15 protein-coding genes and 2 tRNA genes are annotated in these 16852 nt (G+C 37.0%); 5 read left to right on the top strand and 12 right to left on the bottom strand.

Going from position 1 to position 16852, the window contains the following annotated elements:
- Nucleotide 1: 1 nt before the first annotated feature.
- Nucleotides 2-721 carry a pseudouridine synthase gene (locus ACRD7B_RS07570; protein ID WP_430823890.1) on the top strand — a complete coding sequence of 240 codons (720 nt, stop codon included), beginning with the start codon at nt 2-4 and terminating at the stop codon, nt 719-721.
- Here the strand turns inward: ACRD7B_RS07570 and ACRD7B_RS07565 are convergent.
- The 7 genes from ACRD7B_RS07565 to ACRD7B_RS07535 form a co-directional block, all read right to left on the bottom strand.
- Entirely contained in the window at nt 714-1598 is an 885-nt protein-coding gene (locus tag ACRD7B_RS07565) for a YitT family protein (protein ID WP_430823889.1), read from the bottom strand. The genes ACRD7B_RS07570 and ACRD7B_RS07565 overlap by 8 nt on opposite strands.
- 91 nt (nt 1599-1689) lie before the next feature.
- Nucleotides 1690-2814: a GNAT family N-acetyltransferase gene (locus tag ACRD7B_RS07560; protein ID WP_430823888.1), complete on the bottom strand. Its 1125-nt coding sequence runs from the start codon at nt 2812-2814 to the stop codon at nt 1690-1692.
- A 102-nt stretch (nt 2815-2916) separates the two neighbouring features.
- Nucleotides 2917-4422, bottom strand: coding sequence for a YfiR/HmsC family protein (locus ACRD7B_RS07555; protein ID WP_430823887.1), 1506 nt, complete (start codon nt 4420-4422; stop codon nt 2917-2919).
- A 95-nt stretch (nt 4423-4517) separates the two neighbouring features.
- The gene (locus ACRD7B_RS07550; RefSeq protein WP_430823886.1) at nt 4518-7112 is read right to left on the bottom strand and encodes a M1 family metallopeptidase; all 2595 of its coding nucleotides are present in this window, start codon (nt 7110-7112) and stop codon (nt 4518-4520) included.
- A gap of 127 nt (nt 7113-7239) precedes the next feature.
- Nucleotides 7240-8043, bottom strand: a complete 804-nt coding sequence (locus tag ACRD7B_RS07545; RefSeq protein WP_430823885.1) for a tRNA threonylcarbamoyladenosine dehydratase — start codon at nt 8041-8043, stop codon at nt 7240-7242.
- Nucleotides 8044-8235: 192 nt separating this feature from the next.
- Nucleotides 8236-9459: a phosphoserine phosphatase SerB gene (gene serB / locus ACRD7B_RS07540; RefSeq protein ID WP_430823884.1), complete on the bottom strand. Its 1224-nt coding sequence runs from the start codon at nt 9457-9459 to the stop codon at nt 8236-8238.
- 116 nt (nt 9460-9575) lie between these two features.
- A complete protein-coding gene (locus tag ACRD7B_RS07535; protein ID WP_430823883.1) occupies nt 9576-11261 on the bottom strand; it encodes an alpha-L-fucosidase in 1686 nt (561 codons plus the stop codon).
- A 173-nt stretch (nt 11262-11434) separates the two neighbouring features.
- On the opposite strand from ACRD7B_RS07535, the gene ACRD7B_RS07530 reads away from it, so the two are divergent.
- Nucleotides 11435-11506: transfer RNA gene (locus ACRD7B_RS07530), tRNA-Gly, on the top strand.
- A gap of 47 nt (nt 11507-11553) precedes the next feature.
- A tRNA-Thr gene (locus ACRD7B_RS07525) sits at nt 11554-11625 on the top strand.
- Between the two features lie 35 nt (nt 11626-11660).
- On the opposite strand, the gene ACRD7B_RS07520 is transcribed toward ACRD7B_RS07525, so the two are convergent.
- The 5 genes from ACRD7B_RS07520 to hflK all read right to left on the bottom strand — a co-directional run bounded on the left by ACRD7B_RS07520 (nt 11661) and on the right by hflK (nt 15654).
- Nucleotides 11661-11936, bottom strand: coding sequence for an anti-sigma factor family protein (locus ACRD7B_RS07520; protein ID WP_430823882.1), 276 nt, complete (start codon nt 11934-11936; stop codon nt 11661-11663).
- Nucleotides 11937-11951: 15 nt separating this feature from the next.
- Complete coding sequence (locus ACRD7B_RS07515; protein WP_430823881.1) at nt 11952-12509, bottom strand: sigma-70 family RNA polymerase sigma factor; 558 nt, start codon at nt 12507-12509, stop codon at nt 11952-11954.
- 528 nt (nt 12510-13037) lie between these two features.
- Entirely contained in the window at nt 13038-13436 is a 399-nt protein-coding gene (locus tag ACRD7B_RS07510; protein ID WP_430823880.1) for a hypothetical protein, read from the bottom strand.
- Nucleotides 13437-13721: 285 nt separating this feature from the next.
- Nucleotides 13722-14666, bottom strand: coding sequence for a protease modulator HflC (gene hflC, locus ACRD7B_RS07505; RefSeq protein WP_430823879.1), 945 nt, complete (start codon nt 14664-14666; stop codon nt 13722-13724).
- Nucleotides 14656-15654 carry an FtsH protease activity modulator HflK gene (gene hflK, locus ACRD7B_RS07500; RefSeq protein ID WP_430823878.1) on the bottom strand — a complete coding sequence of 333 codons (999 nt, stop codon included), beginning with the start codon at nt 15652-15654 and terminating at the stop codon, nt 14656-14658. Before hflK ends, hflC begins: the two co-directional genes overlap by 11 nt.
- 143 nt (nt 15655-15797) lie before the next feature.
- Between hflK and ACRD7B_RS07495 the strand changes: the two genes are divergently transcribed.
- Nucleotides 15798-16361 (top strand): peroxiredoxin family protein, encoded by a 564-nt coding sequence (locus ACRD7B_RS07495; protein WP_430823877.1) that lies wholly within the window; start codon nt 15798-15800, stop codon nt 16359-16361.
- A gap of 5 nt (nt 16362-16366) precedes the next feature.
- Nucleotides 16367-16852, top strand: coding sequence for a TlpA family protein disulfide reductase (locus tag ACRD7B_RS07490; RefSeq protein WP_430823876.1), 486 nt, complete (start codon nt 16367-16369; stop codon nt 16850-16852).

Here is a 16852-nt window from a genome sequence, read left to right as displayed (position 1 = left end):
TATGAAAATACAAGATACGGACGTTTTATTCCAGGATGACTATATAATTGCAGTTAATAAACCAGTTGACTTGCCAATACACAAAAATGATTTTATGCCTGCAGATGCGCCATATCTGACTAAATTAGTTGGTGAATTAACCGGTAAATCTGTTTTCCCGGTGCATCGTTTGGATTCTAAAACATCTGGTGTCATTATTCTTGCATTTTCACGAGAAATGGCTTCCGAATTGTCAAAACAGTTTGAACAGCGCAAAGTAAAAAAGGCGTATGCCATTGTATGTAAGGATAAACCGGGAGAAGGTACTTGGGATAATCCTGTACTTATTAAAAAGAAGAAAAAGCGTGTTAAGGCCTTAACAAAGTATAAGACGATTAAATCGATTGATACAAATATCTCATATAAAAAAGTTGAGAATGTGGGGCTTAGTTTGGTCATGGCCTATCCTGAAACGGGGCGTTGGCATCAACTAAGGCAGCATTTTGCTTTTGGTCGTTTTGATATATTAGGAGATACCCAGCATGGCGATTGGACTTTGAATCGTATAATGACTGAGCATACCGATGTGAAAAGGCTTCTTTTACATGCCTCGTCACTTACATTTACTCACCCTGTAAGTAACGATGAAATGACTATAAAGTCAACTCTGCCGGAAGAATTTGAGCGTGTACTATCTCAACTAAATGGGCTCGAATTGCAATATGTTGAACCCACTAAGTAAGTGGGTTTTGTTTTTTCTTCTTTGATGCGCTAATAGGTGGTTTGTATTGGTCAAAACCTTCTCCATATACGGCCATAACGTTAGCAACTGTAACAAATGCTTCCGGATCGGTGTCTTTGATAATTTGAAATATCAAGTGAGATTCCGATTTGCGAACAACCATCACTATAAATTCGCGCTGATCCTTATTGTGATAACCACGACCATTCAAAAACGATAGTCCACGATTGATTTGTGAGGAAATCTTTTCTGCTACTTCATTTGGCTTTTTGGAGATGATGAATATTTGCACCGATTGTTGAGCACCGGTTAGAACCATGTCGGCCACGTATGACATAAGGCCAATCACCACAAAACCATAAACCATGGTTTCAAGTGATTTAAATACAATAAACGACGATGTGATTATTAGTATATCGCACACCAACATAACCTTACCTGGACTCACATTGCGTTTGCGATTAATAAGCATGGCAACTATTTCAGTACCACCTGTGCTTCCGCCTTGAACAAATAGGATACCAATACTAATACCAACTAAACCACCGCCAATAATGGCTGCCATGAATTTCTCCTTTACAATTGGTTCTGTTATGATGTATTGGAATACAGTAAGAAATAGGGACAGTACAATGAGTGAGAAAATGGTTTTAAAACCAAAGCCTTTACCAAGTACTTTCATTGAAATAGCAATAAGAATTGCGTTTATTACAAGGTTGGTAGGGCCTACAGGTAAATCTGTAATAAAATATATTAATGAAGATAATCCCATTACACCACCACCAACTATGTCGGATGGAATGATAAAGCCAGTCCAGCCAATTGAGCTAATAAGTAATCCAAGAGTTATTATGATATAACTCTTTAGCTCCTTCATTATGTTTGTTTTATTCACCATGGTTAATTTCAATAAAAAAGGCGTCTGAAAATTTCCAGACGCCTTTAGAAAGTTATAATCTGATAATTTTTTAGTTTAATGTTTTCTTAAAACATCGTTTTCGTTTATGCTGTATATGGTCAAACGATTTCCACATTTGTATCGCCACATTATTATTTTCGAGCATCCCAGTTGTTTCTACTTGTTTGATACCGTCATCATTGGCCGTTTTCCAAAGGTCATTCATTAATAGTGCTGCAACTCCCATGCGCTGAAGTTCAGGTTTTACACCTGTAAGCATCAAATCCATCTCAGTCGGTTTCTTTAAAGCGCGCATTATATGCCACCAACCAAATGGGAATAACTTACCATTTGCTTTTTGCATGGCTTTTGAGAGAGAAGGTAAGGCAATGAGGAATCCTGCCATTTCATCGTCTTTATCTAAGATGATTTTCACATAACGAGGGTTAAGCATAGGGAAAAACTTGCTAATGTAAAATTCAATAAGTTTTTCGGGTAAAGGAAAAGTTCCAAATAGCTCAGCAAACGCTTTGTTTAATAATGCGAAAACTTTTTCCTTATAAGGTTCAATTTCTTTTGATGATGTAAAGTTTTGAGGCTTCAATCCATATCGTTTAATAAGCATCTCAGCTACTTTATACGATTTTTCGGGTAATGCCTCTGGAAAAGTTATACGAAACTCAAGCCAGTCAATTTCTTTTTCGTAGCCTAATTTCTCGAAATGACTTAAGTAATAATCCATGTGGTAATCCGAAGCAACTGATGGCAACCAATCGTGCCCTTCGATAAGACAGCCCTGATGATCTAGGTTTGAGAAGCCAAGAGGTCCTTGTACTTCAACCATGCCTTCTTCTTTTAACCATTTTTCGGCGGTTGATAGTAATAGTGACGATACTTCGATATCATCAATAAACTCAGTTCGTGTGAAGCGGCCAATTTTTTTACCTTCTTTTTCGATCCAAAGTGAATTGATGATGCCGCCAATACGACCAACACATTTGTTATTTTTGTAGGCAACCCAAAGCTTAACTTTACAGAAATCAAAAGCAGGATTTTTATCAGGTATTAAAGCATTACGCTCATCATTAATCATTGGTGGCACCCAATATTTATTGGATTTATAAAGCACATAAGGAAGCTTAACGAAGTCGTTAAGTGTTTGTTTATCTATTACTTCTTTAATGATAATACCCATTGTATTTCCGCTTTTGTTGATTTTGCGAAGATACTATTTTATTGGATTAATTCCTGAATTTTTTCTATAATTAAAGGGCACGTTTAAACAAGTAGTTTGGGATTAAATTCGGCAAGCAAATACGCAAATATCATCCACCTGTTCATTGGATCCAGTCCACTCTTTTAGGAAATTATTGAGAAACACATTTTGCTCTTCCATCGTTAGCTTGTGATTCTGCAAAAATAAATCGCGTAACTTGCGCGCTTTGAGTTTTTTATCATGCTCACCTCCAAATTGATCGGCAAAACCATCTGTAGTAAGGTAAATACGATCATCTTTTTGTAGTTCCAAATGATGTGTCGTATATGGTCGACGTTCTGTTACTTTTCCAATGGCTTGGCGGTCAGCTTTTATGGTTGATAGTTCATTGTTTCTAATGTAGTGGAGTGGTGTGTTGGCTCCAGCAAATAATAGTTCTTTCGTTTTAAAGTTTAATTTACAGAAAGCAATGTCCATTCCATCATTGATGTTTGCATCACCATTAGATAATATTGAATCAAGTAATTCAGCTGTTTTATTTAATATTTCAGCTGGATCACTTTCGCCAAATTCACCGACTACTTTTGTTAAAGCATCGCTGCACATTACACTGATAATAGCCCCTGGAACACCGTGTCCAGTGCAATCTGCGACAGCGAAATAAAGAATGTCGTTATTTTTGTGTAGCCAATAAAAATCACCTGAAACAATATCCTTAGGTTTAAATAAGATAAAGCAATCGCTAAAGTATTTTTTGAATAATTCTTTCTGTGGTAGGAAAGCCTTTTGTATACGCTTTGCATAATTAAGGCTGTCGATAATATCTTTGTTCTTTTGTTTTAATTCAAGGTGTGCCGCTTTTCTTATTTTATTCGATTGTATTAGTTTAGCAGCTAGGGCGCTAATTGTTAGGATGAGGATAGTGATTAAACCAATGGCTATTTGTTGATTGGTAATTAAACGATCGCGTTTTTTGATTTCAGTCTCTTGTTTTGTGATGGTTTTACTTTGTTTGTCAACCATTTTAACAGCTTCTGTCAATAAGGAGATCCATTGTTCTTCAGAGGTTATTCTTCTGTCGGAATTTAAAAGAGATTTTGTTATTGAAATACCTCTTCGTTCCAACGGTTCTGGTTGTAGTTCATAAAAAACTTCGTTGTTGCTATTCAACGCAAGGTTGATCATTGAGGTACCAAAGGGAAAATTTTCAGTAAGGATGAGGTAGGGGTGTCCTTCTAATTTTTCGTTTATATCGCTGATTCTAATTTTGCTGTCGCCTTCAACATAAAGTAAATCGACTTGCTCAATATTTCTGGTTCGCTTAAAATGAAAAACCTTAATGTTTTTATTATCAAGCTGAATTGTCGCACTTCTTGTATCAAGCTCATCGAACAAAATCCCTACATCCCGCCCTCTTCCGTACAGACCTATTTTAAATTCCTCACTATTTTCGGTGGAAGGTAGGTTTATGTTTGTAGCTATGTTTATAATAAAATCAGCTTTGTTTTTTGCAATAAGCTCTCTGTCATCAGCATAAGCGCCAAGTATTGTGTAAAAAATCAAGAATAAACTAACAAAAAATCTCATTCAATATCACGTATTAAAAAGTTCGTTAACCGACACCATTTGTACTACGAAATATTGGTGTGAATGTTGTATTTATTTTGAGTAACAACTAGTTGTTACTGATGAGTTGTTTCGTTAAAATATTTCTTTTTAATTCTTACACTTCGTTCAAGTACATCCGCGTTCTGAAGAATCTTTAATTTAAGATGCTCGGGATAAGTACTATTTTCATTTAAAAAAGTGTTAACATCCTTAAGCGCTTTTTCTGAAGACTGTTTACCAATGCTGTTACCCAACCATCCTATTGGAAAAAAAATGTCGCCAGTCAATTGTATTTCCTCGAGTAATTGGAGGGTTTTAGGAATATATAAGTCAGATTGTTGGCTTCTTAAAGGATGATGAAGGTTAGCCAATGCTTTTTCAACCCACTTTTCTTTTGCTCTGTTTTCAACTAATGAAAGAGAGAACCAAAATTCATCCCTATCGGCTGCATTATTGCTTAGCGAAGGAAGAATAAACTCGAGCATGGCCTTACGATTACTGTTTTTGATCTGCTTATGCACCTTGTTATAATCCTGCTTACAATTCGGGTGTTGTTTTATAAATAGCTGTGAAAGAATATCAACTTTATCTTTTTCATTTAATGTCATGCCTTTGATAAAAGAGTCTTCGTTACAAAGTTCCGATAACTGATTTAAAGCTTCATCACTCATTGCTATATTTATCCAAGATCTGAATATAGTTTTTTTGAGAGCTGGATTAGTAACGGTATCCAGTTTTTCTTGAAGCATACTTTCTATAGCAAGGCTATTTTTTTGCCACATGTGGGAAGGCATAAATTTCCAGAAGCAGGTGCTTAATTGATTGCAATATAAGTTTACCAATAATGGCTCCGATTCTTTCTGAATGTTTGATTTTAGATAGTTCATGAATTCATTTGGATGTATTGATCCATCTAAAAAGTTTTCGTACAGATTGATGGCAATGCGACCGCGTAACATTGTGTTTTTAATGCCAGAGATATTATTCATCCAATAGGCCAACTGTTTTTCGGTCATACGAATTAATCCATATCCTTTATCATCTGCCATAAAAATCGCATCAAGATTATCAAGCGATTCATTCACGTCAATGGTGGCATCAAAGAAGTCGTATTTGTAATTTGTAGTGCCAAACAGCGTATTTAATTCTTGTGGCCAATAGCAATCTGGGCTTGCTAGATTTGCATGTTCGGCTCTTTGTGTTAAGGTCCAATATCCATTCTTCTCTATCGAAGGAGCAAATGAAATAACAGGACGGCCCGGTTCGTTTACCCAGGCCTTACTCCAAACTTTTAAATCACCCTCGGTGTGTTTATCGATACAATTGATTAAGTCGTTCCACGAAGCATTTGAGAAGGCATATGAATCAATGTATTCGCGAATGCCCATACGCACAACATCATTTCCTGCCATGTTTTCGAGCTGATTCATCACAATTGGTGATTTGTGATAGATGATTGAGCCGTATAGTGTTCCAGCATTTTGAAGATTGTTCAGCTTTTGTCCAATTGGGTTAGCTCCTTTGGTTCGGTCTACGGAATAAGCTCGAGGAAAGTGAGCTAATAGAAACCGTAGCTGATGATCAATCTCAGGAAACCATGGTTGTGTAATTTTATCAGCCATGAAGTTAGCAAACACCTCTTTTAGCCATACTTCATCGAACCAGGGCATGGTAACCAAATCACCAAACCACATGTGAGCTGTTTCATGAGCGATTAAATTTGCTCTGCTCAACTCTTCGTTTTGTGTAGGTTTTTCGTCGAGGAAAATTAGTTCAGAGCGATAATAAGTAGCTCCTGGGTGTTCCATGCCGCCGAATTGAAACGATGGAATGGCTACCAAATTATAGGTTTCGTAAGGATAGTCATAGTCGGTATATTCCTCAAGCCAATCCAGTGATTTTGTGGTTTGAGAAAATATGGTTTCTACGTTATGCGTAAGTTTTATACTGTCATCAACCATATGATAAAGTCCAATATTCATATCCTTCCATTTGCTAGAGGTATATTTAAATTCACCAGCTGCAAAGGCCCATAAGTAGGTGCTTATTGGTTGCGAGTAATCAAACTCTACAATTGTTTTATCTACTAGCTTTTGAGTAATAGTTTGTTGTCCATTGGCAACGCCTATCCAATTTTCGGGCAAATGCATTTTTACAGCAAATCGTCCTTTAATGTTGGGTTGATCAAAACAAGGTATAGCTGTTCGGGCTCTGTCTGGCACAAAAAGAGCATAGAAATAATTATCGTTTCGATTCAACGCTCCATTGCCTGCGATGAAATTAATAACTACATTATTTTCTTGCTGAAGTGATTTTTTTGGGAGCTTTATGTGCTCGTTTATAATTGTACCAGACAAAGTGTCTCCATTGACAATGAGTAGTTTTACTTGTTCATTTCTTGCTTTAAAATCCAAAAACAAGTCTTCGTTAGTATTGGAAAGCCCAAATTTAATTATCGATTTTGCTTTAATATCGGCTTCCTTCGATGATGGAATTTCCAAATGTAAATCATAAGTCAGTTTTGATATTCTTTCAGCCCTTGATTTTGCCAAATGTATACTAACGCCAGCTTCGGGTAATTTCTCAGGAATAATATTACAAGCACTAAATGTAATTACAAGAATAATTAAAAGAATGGACCACAACTTCATTGTTAACTTTTTTATCATGAATAATTATTCTATCGTACACGCTTTTAGCTTTGATAGATAGAAAGTAAGAATATTCAAATATAGTTTTTCTATTAAACTATTGAAGTTGAATTATCATGATCTTGATCAAAAGTGGTCTTTTCGATTACTCAGAGGTAAGTTCTTCGCAAAGCTGTTTAATAATGATGCCTGCCAATGTAAATCCAAAGATCGCTGTTATGTGCGCCAATGAACCATTAATGACGGCTTTCATACTACACCATTCATGATTAACCAAGTCAGGATCGCCAGGTCCATTTTCAGCTTTGGGGCAAAGACATGTTTCAGTACCACAACTTTCATTTTCACCAGCATTCTCATGAATCTCATCACTGTATACACATAAAAAATCACGCGTTGGAACACCCAGTTTACGAATGACTTTACGAATTCTTCGACCCAATGGGCATCCTTCTACTTTCCAAAATGAGGCAACCTTAATTCGTGTAGGGTCTACCTTGAGTGCTGCACCCATTGAAGATACAAAGAGCGCATCGGTTTTAGTGGCGCTTTGAATGAGATGGATTTTACTTCCGATACTGTCAATGGCATCGATTATTACATCGTAATTGCTTAGCTCGAATTCTTCAGAAGTTTCTTTGGAGTATATTTTTTGTAAGGCGGTAATGTTGGCTTTGGGATTAATTTCCAATAGACGCTCCTTTAATGCTTCCGTTTTAACTTGGCCAACAGTTTTTGTTGTTGCCATCATCTGGCGGTTTACATTGGTAATGCAAACCCTATCACTGTCCACAATCGTTAGTTCGGTAATACCAGTTCGTATTAGACTCTCGGCACACCAACTTCCAACTCCACCAATGCCAAATAATATCACTTTCTTTTGTGATAGGTATTGCATTTTAGCTTGTCCCAATAATAACTCAGCACGGTGATAAATACCCTTAGCCATTCTTCTACACTTTTATAATTTGGCGCAAAAATAGTAAATCTTCAGAATAAGCAATAAGATGGTTTGTTAAAAGCTGTGAAGTCGTGTTGTTGAGTTAATTATACCGTTTACTAATCAAAATGCGTCTTTAGTGCGTTTCACTTCTAAAGCCCTTTTGATTATGTATCGGCATAATACCAGCACAGTTTGGTATTATATGTTTATTTCTCTGTCTCTGAAACCAAGTAGATATAATATGGCATCCAAGCCAATGGTTGATATGTGATTTTTAGCAGATGCTTTCACCTTTGGTTTGGCATGAAAGGCAATGCCCAGTCCAGCTAACTGAAGCATAGGTAAATCGTTTGATCCATCACCCACAGCGATTACTTGTTCCAAGTGAATATCTTCTTTGAAAGCCAGTAATTTTAATAGTTCAGCTTTTTTATTGCCATCAACAATCTCACCGCTGTGTTTACCTGTTAGTACGCCATTTTCAATATCCAATTCGTTGGCAAACACATAGTCAATATCCAATTTTTGTTTTAGATAGTGCCCAAAATAATTGAATCCACCGGATAGGATAGCTGTTTTGTAGCCATATTTTTTAAGGGTCTTGAACAGGCGTTCAGCTCCTTCTGTGATAGGCAGGTTTTCCGCTATGTCTTTCATTACTGATTTATCAAGGCCTTTTAAGAGAGCAACACGTTGGATGAAACTTTCATTAAAATCGATATCGCCACGCATGGCTGCCTCGGTAATTTCTTTTACCTGATCGCCCACGCCAGCTTTAATCGCTAGCTCATCAATTACTTCAGTTTGAATCAGCGTGGAGTCCATATCGAAACATACCAAACGGCGATTACGGCGGAAAATATTATCGGCCTGAAAAGCGATATCAATCTCGGTATCTTTCGAAATAGTCATGAATTCTTTTTTCATGGCGATGGCATCCTCGGGTGTTCCACGAACTGAGAACTCGACTACTGACTTGTCATTTTTATAATGATCATTAAGCAATACACGTCCGCTAAGGCGAGTAATGTAATCAATGTTTAAGCCTTGATTTGATATTACTTTCGTTACCTGCGATAATTGATTAGCACCAAGTCTCCGTGAAAGGAGGGTTATAATAAATCGTTCTTTACCTTGATGACCAACCCATTCGTTGTATTTATCTTCGGTAATGGGGGTGAATTTGATGTTTAAACCCAACTCATACGATTTGAATAATAGATCTTTCAGGATGGGTGATGATTCATTACTGGTTGGTACCTCAAATAAGATACCCAGACCTAAATCATCATGAATAACTGCCTGGCCGATGTCAAGAATATTAACATCATAGTGAGACAATATATCCGTAAGTGTTGCTGTTAATCCCGGTTTATCAACTCCTGAAACGTTCAAAAGAATGATTTCTCTACTATTACTCATGTTTGGTTTTTTATTTGACAACAAAAGTAATAAATTGAAACTAAAAGTGTGGTTTTGATTAGTGAAAATACATTACTGGTGTTTATTAATTTTAAATTGATGTTTGAGAAGCGATTTTAGTTGCTCTCTATCGCTTTTACTTCTTCTTCGAAGAGTTGAATGGGGCCGTCGAGCAGAACTGCTATAACTGTAAGTTCTTGATCTAATACATAATCAGGAACATCAATGTAAACGATGCCCGGAACCTGACTCCAATACTGTTTGCCACTTACTTTATGCTTTAGTTTAGTTCCTTCACCAACTACCCAAATGCGATTAATTTTATTCTTAAGGCCTTTTATCATAAGCGACTCCTGTGGCTTACCTTCCACCAGGAGGTATAATATGTTTTTATCCTTTGATAATTTGTTAAGGCCGGCATAGTAGCGATATGGAATGCTTATATGGGCATCGTTGATAAACTTAGAATGTTTTTGCTTCCATCTTTCATTATTTGTAATTCCATTTGTGTTAAGATCATATAATGATTGTTGTGGCGATGTTAGTTCTAGTTTAGTTTTAAAATCGATGGCCACTACAGTGATGCTGGAGTCGCATAATTTAGTTGGAATATGACAATTAAAAAGGGATGATTGATGATTGAATTTTAATTTAGTATCATGATCAACAATTCTTACGGAGCTAATCGTAGATTGCAATCCATCAATAAAGAGTTGGTTGTTTAGTTCTTTATCCAAGTAGACAAATAATGTAGTGCTATCCTTCGAAAGTGCTGTGGGATAGAAACAGTGCTTTTTATTAATGCCAGCTCGGGTGCCGTAAATTGCTTCTGAATGTTTGCTTGTCCATCTAGCAAATTCATTTAATATTTCAATTTGTTCCGCTGGTATACTGCCATCTTCTTTGGGGCCAATGTCCAATAAGAGGTTTCCACCCATGCTAATGCAATCGGTAAAAATTTGAATTAATTGGAAAGGTGTTTTGTAATTGTGATCATTTTTTTGAAAACCCCATGAGTCGTTCATGGTCATGCAGAGCTCCCAATAGTTATTACTAGGTTTAGTTATTGGCACGCCTTGTTCGGGTGTTGCATAATCGCCATAACCTTGTAAGCGGCTATTTAATATGAGGTTTTTATTGTAGGATAGAAGTTGTTTTCGCAATTTTTCGGATTTCCACTCTTCGGCGCTGTGTTCCCAATCGCCATCAAACCAGTAGAGGTCTGGATTGAATCTACTTGAAAGTTCATTTAATTGTTCGAAGTAAAAGTTAGTAAAGCTCTGCCACCTTTTTTCATCTTTTGAATAGCGAACGCTATCTCTGAGAAAGGCCGGGTAGTTGGGGTGGGACCAATCAATGAGTGAATAGTACAAACCAACACGAAGCTCTTCTTGGCCCATTGCTTCTGCAAATTCCTTTACAATGTCTTTTTTAGCAGGCGTATGTTCAATAGTATTATAATGATGTGTTTCGGTTTTCCAAAGAGCAACTCCATCGTGGTGTTTACTTGTTAGTACAGCGTAGCGAGCACCGCTTTTCTTGAATAGTTGAGCCCATTCATCGGCGCTAAATTTACTTGCCGTGAAACCGTCTAGCTGATTCATATAATCGTTGTGGTTGATATAGCCATTAAAGAACGACCATGACTCATCAATCCCATTCACTGAGTAGATGCCATAGTGGATAAAAATGCCAAGTTTTGCATCTTTAAACCATTGCATGCGCGAATTTTCTACACTTTGACCGTATGTGATACTTTGGAATAGTAAGCCTAAAATAAGGAATGATGAAAAGCGTTTCATGATTAAATGTTTTCAACAATGGACAATATCTGTTCTATCAATATAGTGCTTTAAGGTAGGTATTACAACTTGGTATATGTACAATAATTGGTAAAGCGAAAAAATATCAAGTAGGGTTTGTCTTGAAGGGAAATTTTTCTACTTTTGCACGGCTGTTGAAAGAAATAGCAACTGCGAAAATAGCTCAGTGGTAGAGCACGACCTTGCCAAGGTCGGGGTCGCGGGTTCAAATCCCGTTTTTCGCTCAAATGAGTCCCGCCGCGATAGCTATCGCGGTTCGCTCAATTTTGTTGCCGATGTAGCTCAGGGGTAGAGCGTTTCCTTGGTAAGGAAGAGGTCACGAGTTCAAATCTCGTCATTGGCTCGATTAGAGGGTAGGATTAGTTTCTTACCCTTTTTTTATTTCTGCTGATTCCTTAAAGCCTCTTTCATTTTATCTTTTTGCGCACTAGTTAAAGAAATGCTGGTACTTTGTTTTTCAATTCGTGAGCGTAGGCGTACTATTCCTTTGGTAATGAAATCTATTTGATTGGCAAAGCGACGGCAATAGGAGCAAATCATCAAATGAAATTGGAGTTGCATTTTTTCCAAGAAACTTAGCTTGTCTTGTTGTTTTTTTGAAACAAGATAGGTCGCCTCTTTACAGGTAATCATTAATTTATTTTTTGTTTCCATGAATACTCTCCTTTATTATGACCAACCTTTTTCAATGCAATCTCTCAACTGAAGCCGTGCTCTGTGTAATATCACCCATAGGTTCGACGATGTAAGATCCAATTCCTTACAAACTTCATCACTTTTCATTTCTTCCATTACTCTGAGAACGAAACATGAGGCCCATTTCTCTGGTAAATGCGCAATGCATGCTTGCAAAAATTGCATAAACTCCTTGCTTTCCAATTGTTTGTCAGCTTCAATGTTCCAGGCGGATGGAGCGCTATCCTTAACCCAATGGTCTTTCATTCCACCATTTGAGTCAAATCGTTCATCGGGCTCGTCAAGTGAATATTCTTTACGTGTTGTTTTCTTGCGGTAATGGTCAATTATTTTGCGCTTTAGAATGGCTGTTAACCATGTCAGTTCGGTGCTTTTGCCTTGAAATGAATTGAGATTCTTTAATCCTGCCAAGAAAGTTTCCTGTACCAAATCTTCGGCTAGCTGTTCATCGTTCACCCTGATGATGGCATAGCGAAATAAGAGATCGGAGTAGGCATCTACCCATGTGTTCGGATCAGTGTTTTTTGCCATATGCTTATTGTGTGTTGCATAACAATGTAAGCAATGTTTTAAAAATTAACAATGCTTTCGGTTTGCATTATTACTTGCTAAGGGTTATGTAATGGTTTGTTAGTATCCACATTTTTATACTGTCAGAGAATCATACGACGCTGTTGTTCTAACATATGATGCTGTCAGTCTTACATATTGATGCTGTCGGTGTTACATTCAATATTGTCGGAGAATCATACGTTGCTGTAGTTCTAACATGCGACTATGTCAGTGTTACATGTCGATCTGTCGGTGATACATTTTATATTGTCAGTGAATCATACGTTGCTGACGCTCTAACGACCGACTCTGTCAGTTTTACTTATCGATCTGTCAATGTTGAATTAGATGGAGTCAATGAATCATAAGTTGTTGACCAAAAATTATATTTGTTATTATCTTTTCATTTTAATGCCAAATCTAAGATTTGGCGCTGTTTAAAAAGCCCAACTTAACATCCAAAAATCACTGAATCAGTATGATTTATTCCAGATTGTTGAACGTTTTTTACGTAAAGTGTAATCCGCAGTCTGGACAAATATTATCTTGTTTATTTAATTCAAAATTGCATGCTGGACAATTTTCAAATTTTGTTATAACATACTTTCCTTTTTTTCCTTTTCTAATTTTATCTTCTTTAAATATAAATTTTGGTTTCTGAAACAAAGTTTTGTCAATTTCTACCCAAATTGTTCTTTCTTCATTTTTTCTATTAACTGCATGAATTAATCGATACTCTTTTTCATTCAATGATTTTTCAAATCCTAATATTTTAATTGATAAAAGACTAACTGAAAAGGCTTTTGGTTTATTAAAGGGGCTACCCTTCCAATCCTGTTTATTAGGTGAACGTATTTCTGTTAGAGTAAGACTTTTGCTTTTTAAAAAATCAAATATTTCTTTCATATATTAAAAGTATCAATCATTTAAATGTCAGGATCTCATATTTACAAAAAAATTCTTCAATGCTATTTCTTACCACAATATGTAATGAAATAAATCGATCCAAAGATTCCATTTAATCTACTGAATCACTAGTTTTCAATTCATAATTATTAGTCGTTTGATATGGAATTTTGAAATTAGAATTAGTACTATAAATCACGTGCTAAATGTGCCCAAATTACCATATAAACAACAAACCCACACTCCAACAAGATTACTCCTGTTGAAGTATGGGTTTAAAGTGTACTATTTCATTGATTTTAAATACTTGTATAGTTCGTTGTCCGTTGATAGAATGATGTGTGTTTGTCCATCAAAGGTTTTTTCGTAAGTCTCCATCGATTTCAAGAAACTATATAGCTGACGTGAACTCGCTGTTTTGTCGTAGGCTTGCGAATAAATAGCAGCCGCTTTACCATCGGCATCACCTTTAATCTCTTCAGCGGTTTTATAGGCTTCGGAAACAATGGTTAATAACTCACGTTCTTTTTCACCATTAATATTCGACGCTTCACCTTGACCTTCTGATTTAAACTTATCAGCTATTCGGTAACGCTCACTCTTCATTCGCTCATACACTTGAGTTTGTACTTCCTCAACGTAATTAATACGCTTGAAACGGAAATCAAGAATTTCAATTCCAAGATCGAGCGCTTGCTCGTTGGCCGCCACTTGAATCATTTCCTGAATCTTATCCCTACCCACATAAATGGTAGTCAAACTATCGCCAACCAACTCTCCAATAATGCCCGATGAAGCAGGTGTTCGGTTACTTGATCGAACGGCTTCTTCGATGTTGTGCTTGGCTATGTAGTTACGAGTTTCTCCATCCAGAATATCATCAATACGTGAAATGGCTCCACGCTCATTGGTCATACGCTTGAAAAACTGCAAAGGATCAGTGATTTGCCAACGGGCATAGGTATCTACAAAAATAAACTTCTTATCCTTGGTTGGAACCTGGTTCGGATCGCCATCCCACTCCAAATAACGTTTGTCGAAGAAGTGTGTCGTTTGAATAAAAGGAATTTTGAATTTGATGCCTGGTGTAACTACGGGTTCGCCTACAGGCTTACCAAATTGCGTAACTACTACCTGTTCCGACTCATTCACGATGTACGTGCTGGTTGAGAAAATAAATAATAAGACGGCTCCGGCTATTATTGCAAGTATGAATTTCTTATTGTCCATTTTGAGCTTTGTTTTGTTGTGTCAATTGCATTTGAAGTAAAGGAAGAACGCTGTTGCCATTCTGATCAGTAATAATTTTCTGACCCAATTTAGGAATCACCGATTCCATGGTTTCAAGGTAAATTCTTCGCTTGGTTACTTCCGGAGCTTTCACATATTCTTTGTATAGCGCATTAAAACGAGCCACATCACCTTTGGCGTTATTAACACGTTCGGTGGCATAACCTTCCGCCATCTGTATGGTTTCTTTGGCCTGACCTGCCGCCTTTGGAATCACTTTGTTGTATTCTGCCTTGGCTTGGTTTATCAAAGTTTCCTTTTCCTGCTGAGCCTCGTTTACCGCATTAAATGCCGCTTTTACCTGCTCAGGCGGGTTAACATCTTGCAGTACTACCTGCTCAATTTTAACACCTAAGGAATATTCGCGACACACCTGTTGCATTAGTTCTTGAAGCTTTGAACTGATTTCGGTACGTCCAACAGTTAGTACTTCGTTAACGGTTCGGTCGCCAACAATTTGTCTCATGGCCGCTTCCGAAATGTCACGTAAAGTGGTTTCCGGATTTCGCACCTTAAACAAATAATTGAAAGGATTGTCGATACGGTATTGAACCACCCATTCCACATCGGCAAGGTTTAAGTCGCCCGTAAGCATAAGAGATTCGTCCATCGTACCACGACGTGTGTATTCGGTTCTAACACCAGGTTTGGTTGTTCTAAAACCAAATTCAAGTTTCTGCTGACGTTCAACTGGCACTTTGTATACCGATTCTAAGAAAGGAACTTTGTAGTTCAATCCTGGATTAACGGTTCGTGTGTATTTACCAAATCGAACGATTACACCTACTTCTTCGGGGCCAATCTGAAAAAAGGCCGACATTGCGATTAAAGCCAGTATGGCTATGCCAACCACCGACTTTACATTTTTGAATAGCTTTTCCAAAAGTGGATTGGAGGCATTCTGATTAGAGAATTGATTTGAACTCATTGATTGTATAATTGAGATTTACACAAATGTACCTTTAGTAGTTGATAAAACAAAGCGAAGATTTTTTTATAATTTTTTGTAAGGATTTGTTTTCTGTTGCGTCAAAATGGCAAATGTTAAAACAAAAACTAAAATCAAGAGCAATGAAAACAAAAGGAATTTTTAGGATACTTAAGTCATTAATGGGAGTAGGGTTGTTAGTTGTTATGTTGGTATCGTGTAGCGAAAGTGATACTGTAATGGATGAAATGATGGATAATGATGTGCCGCAGATGGGAGGAGACGCGGTTTCTGCTCCAAGTTTCTCATTAAAAGATTTAGGTGGAAATGAAGTAATGTTAGCTGATTTTGATAAGAAAGTCTTGGTGATGTTTTTCTTTGGGAATGGTTGCCCTGCTTGTAAGGCTGCTGGTCCAAGTATTCAATCTAAATTGGCCGATGCCTTTGTGTCAAATGCTAATTTCTCAATTGTTGGTTTGGATCAATGGGATGGAAATGAAGCGGCAGTTCAATCTTTTAAAAATACAAGTGGTGTTAAGTTTCCATTACTGCTAAAGGCTTCGGCAACTGCTCGTTCTTATGGAACTACCTTCGATCGAATTGTAGTTATTGATAAGGAAGGTAACATCCGTTTTAACGGTACGCGTTCGGCTGCTAGTGATGTTGATGCCGCGGTAGCAGTTGTAAAAGAATACCTGGATAAATAATAGCTATGTTAAGATATATCTTGATTACTACCCTTTTGCTTTTTAGCTTCTTTGCAAAAGCACAAGCAGTACGCGAGTTTATTTTGGATGATGTTGAAGGCGAAACTTTAAGTTATGATGAGTTGAAAGGCGAGCAGCTTACAATTATCGACTTTTGGGCTTCGTGGTGTAAACCTTGCATGAAGGCACTTCCAAAATTGGATAAGTTATACAAAGCATATGAGGCAAAGGGTGTTGCGTTTATAAGTATTAATACAGATGGGCCGCGCAGTATATCAAAGGTAATGCCCTTGGTACGAACATTAGGTGTTTCGTATCCAATACTATCCGATATTAATAACGATGTGATGCAAGATTTGGAGATTGGTGTTTTGCCAACACTGCTATTGGTTGATGCTGATAATAATATTGTGTATCGGCACGAAGGCTTTTCGGATGGAGACGAGTTAGATATTGAACATGAGCTCAAAAAACATTTAAACCTGAATTAG

The organism is Carboxylicivirga fragile, from assembly GCF_050589805.1.
In the GTDB taxonomy this organism is placed as follows: domain Bacteria; phylum Bacteroidota; class Bacteroidia; order Bacteroidales; family Marinilabiliaceae; genus Carboxylicivirga; species Carboxylicivirga fragile.
The sequence above is the reverse complement of the archived record's forward strand: the minus strand, read 5'-3'. Positions and strand labels throughout refer to the sequence as shown.